2 protein-coding genes and 1 tRNA gene are annotated in these 2850 nt (G+C 67.8%); 2 read left to right on the top strand and 1 reads right to left on the bottom strand.

The window, feature by feature from the left end; translation table 11 throughout:
• Positions 1-127: 127 nt before the first annotated feature.
• Entirely contained in the window at positions 128-1033 is a 906-nt protein-coding gene (locus AB0O15_RS47890) for a hypothetical protein (protein ID WP_364334905.1), read from the top strand.
• Between the two features lie 401 nt (positions 1034-1434).
• Here the strand turns inward: AB0O15_RS47890 and AB0O15_RS47895 are convergent.
• A tRNA-Lys gene (locus AB0O15_RS47895) sits at positions 1435-1506 on the bottom strand.
• Positions 1507-2140: 634 nt separating this feature from the next.
• On the opposite strand from AB0O15_RS47895, the gene AB0O15_RS47900 reads away from it, so the two are divergent.
• On the top strand, positions 2141-2584 hold the full coding sequence (locus AB0O15_RS47900) for an ATP-binding protein (protein WP_364334908.1): 444 nt from the start codon (positions 2141-2143) through the stop codon (positions 2582-2584).
• Positions 2585-2850: the final 266 nt, after the last annotated feature.

The following is a 2850-nucleotide window of genomic DNA, read 5'->3' on the forward strand; positions in this document are numbered from 1 at the left end:
TTGCCCGAGGCCGACCAGACCCGGGTGCGCCTCAGCACCCTCGCCACCAGCTCCAACGGCACAGCCGGGATATCGAGTTCCCTTCAGGAAAGGTCTCTTCTGTGAAGGCAACCCGTAACCTGACGACATGACCGCTCAGGTGACCCAGATCGAGGGCAGGCCGGATCGGCGTAGATTGCCTTCACGAAAGGTTGTGCCGCTGCCGATCGGCGGTCTCGCCACCCAGGACGCGATCGAGGCGTGGGCAGGCCGGTACCTCGACGCTGCGGTCCGCGGGGTCCGCTCGGCCGAGGTCGCCGACAAGATCGCCCTGCACCTGGCCCGGTTCCGCGACCACTTCCACGCCGCCCACGGCCACGACCGGCTCTCCGCCGTCGTCCAGCGCGAGGTGATCGCCTGGCGCACCCACCTCACCGCCGGCCGGGACGCCGGCGGGCTCGGATTGGCCCCGGCGACGGTCAACACCCACCTCGCCTCGCTGTCGGGGTTCACCACCTGGGTGTGCACCCACGACCCGGCCGCCCTGCCGCACGGCAACCCGTGCGCGAAGGTCAGTGACCTGCCGCTTCCCCCGCTGGAACCCCGAGCCCTGACGCCGGGGCAGGTCCGCACGCTGAAGAACGTGCTCGACCGGCTGCCCCGCTTCCACCAGCACAAGGGCCGCCGCCGGTCCGGCGCTGGGGAACTCCACGGCCACGCCCGGCCGCTACGCGACCGCGCGATAGTGCACACCCTGCTCGGCACCGGCCTACGCCGCGAGGAACTGGTCAACCTCGAGCTCGACCAGGTCGTACCGAACACGCCGGAGGCGCTGCGCGCGGCGAAGAAGGCGAAGATCAGCGGCGTGCGGGGCAAGGCGGCACCAGCCGCACCGTGTTCATCAGCGCCGACGGTCGCACCGCCCTTGCCGACTATCTGGAACAGGAGCGCCCCGCCGACGTTGGTCCGGCCGCGGCCGCGCTGTTCTTGTCCGCCGTCTCGATCGGCTCGCGCCGCCCCGACGGATGGCTCTCGCCCCGCTCGATCAACCTGATCTGCGGGCAGATCGGCCGCTGGCACGACGCCGAGCACACCGACCCGGCTCGGCACATCAGCCCTCTGCGGCCCCACGACTTGCGCCACGTTCGCTTTCGCGCTCGCCGAGGCCACCGGCAGCGACGCGTACGAACTCGAGCGCCGGCTCGGCCACCAGTCCCAGCGATACATCAGCCGCTACACCAACCCGCCCGAGGACATCGCCGCCGGCTACGTCGAGCAGATGTGATCACCGCCGTTTGCGGCTGGTGACACGTTTCTTACCGACACCCCGCTTCCGCAGACCGTCCCGGCGACAGCCCGCTCGGTAGAGATCTTCGCCCGTCGAGGCACTAAAACATCGATCGATGTCAGTTGGATAGGTATCTATTTTTTTTGCAGCTCGGAGGGCATATTTTGTGGGCCGCCGGGGATTCGAACCCCGAACCTATGGATTAAAAGTCCACAGCTCTGCCATTGAGCTAGCGGCCCGCCGTCACAAGGCTACCCGAGCCGTCTCCGGTAGGGCGCGCGGCTTTGCCAACACGCTCTCGTGGCTGCTCACAGTTGTCGCGGCGGGCCGTCCTCTGCAGCGTCGAGACACTCGGGGCGCACCACTGCCACTCTGAGGATGGGACCTCTGCCTGGCTCCGCACGCGGACGCTGTTCATGTTGGCGACTGGCTGCCGCTCGGGGGCATCGCTTACTCCATCTCGTCCTATGCCGGTTGGGAGCGGTCGCTGTGCGGTGCGGGACGTGGCCGAGCCGCCTCGCCTCGCCTCGCCCGGCTTTATGACGTACCGGAACACGTGTGCGGCCTGGCATCCCCCGCAGGAGCTCGGCGCCGGGTTTACCCTGACGGCAATCGACGGAGGGGCCGAAACCGTGCACCGACGCAACTTCATCGCAGGCTCGACCGCCGTCGGCATGTCAGCGATGCTGCCCCAGCCGGCCGCCGTCCAGCACTACGTTGACATCGGGGCGCCGCCCTCGACCCCGACCACCACTGATCCGACTGGAGGACATCACCCACCGCCGCTGGGTGGGGCCTTCGTTCGGCGCCGCGATGACCACCCGAAAAGAGCTCGGTCGAGGTCGCGGGACGAGCGAAGGAAGGACCGTTACCGTGAACTCCGGTTCAGGCCCTCTGGATCATCCCGATCAGGCATCCGACGCAATTCCCCGGACTGTGGCGATCGCGCATTTGCTGGTAGGGCTGACGGGCTCGGGAAAGACCACGTACGCCAAGCGGGTCTTGGAGCCGTCCGGCGCAGCCCGGCTGTCGGTGGATGAGGCCGTCTTTGCGCGGCGTGGCCGGTACAGCATCGACTACCCGGAGCACACCTACTTCGAAAAGGAGGGCCCGGTCATCGCGGAGGTTTGCGGTGAACTAGCCCGACTACTGCGCGATGGCCGGGATGTGGTGGTCGATCACGGATTGTGGCTGCGCGACGACCGCGACGGCTGGAAAGCGCTCGTGGAGGCCGTTGGTGGGCAGGTGCGCCTGCTCTACTTCCCAGTTCCGAAGGAGGAGTTGCTTCGCCGGTTGAACGTCTGGTTTTGTTCGTGAGTTTGGAGTTTGGGCACCAGATGTCGCTGAGTTTCGGCACCGCCAAGATCTCACCTGTCTCGATGTTCGCGGGTTGGGGCTCCACCCCGGGCGAGACCCGTTCAGGCGTCGCCGGTCGGCCCCATCGTTCACGCACGGTGACGGGTGGCCGAGACAGGGCACGCCTTGTCTGGCCGGGTAGCGACGGCGCATTGCTGCGCCGCCGCCCCCTCAGAACCGGACGTGCACGTTTCCATGCATCCGGCTCAAGCAAGCCCGCGAAGATC

The sequence above is a fragment of the Actinoplanes sp. NPDC089786 genome, from assembly GCF_040684855.1.
In the GTDB taxonomy this organism is placed as follows: domain Bacteria; phylum Actinomycetota; class Actinomycetes; order Mycobacteriales; family Micromonosporaceae; genus Actinoplanes.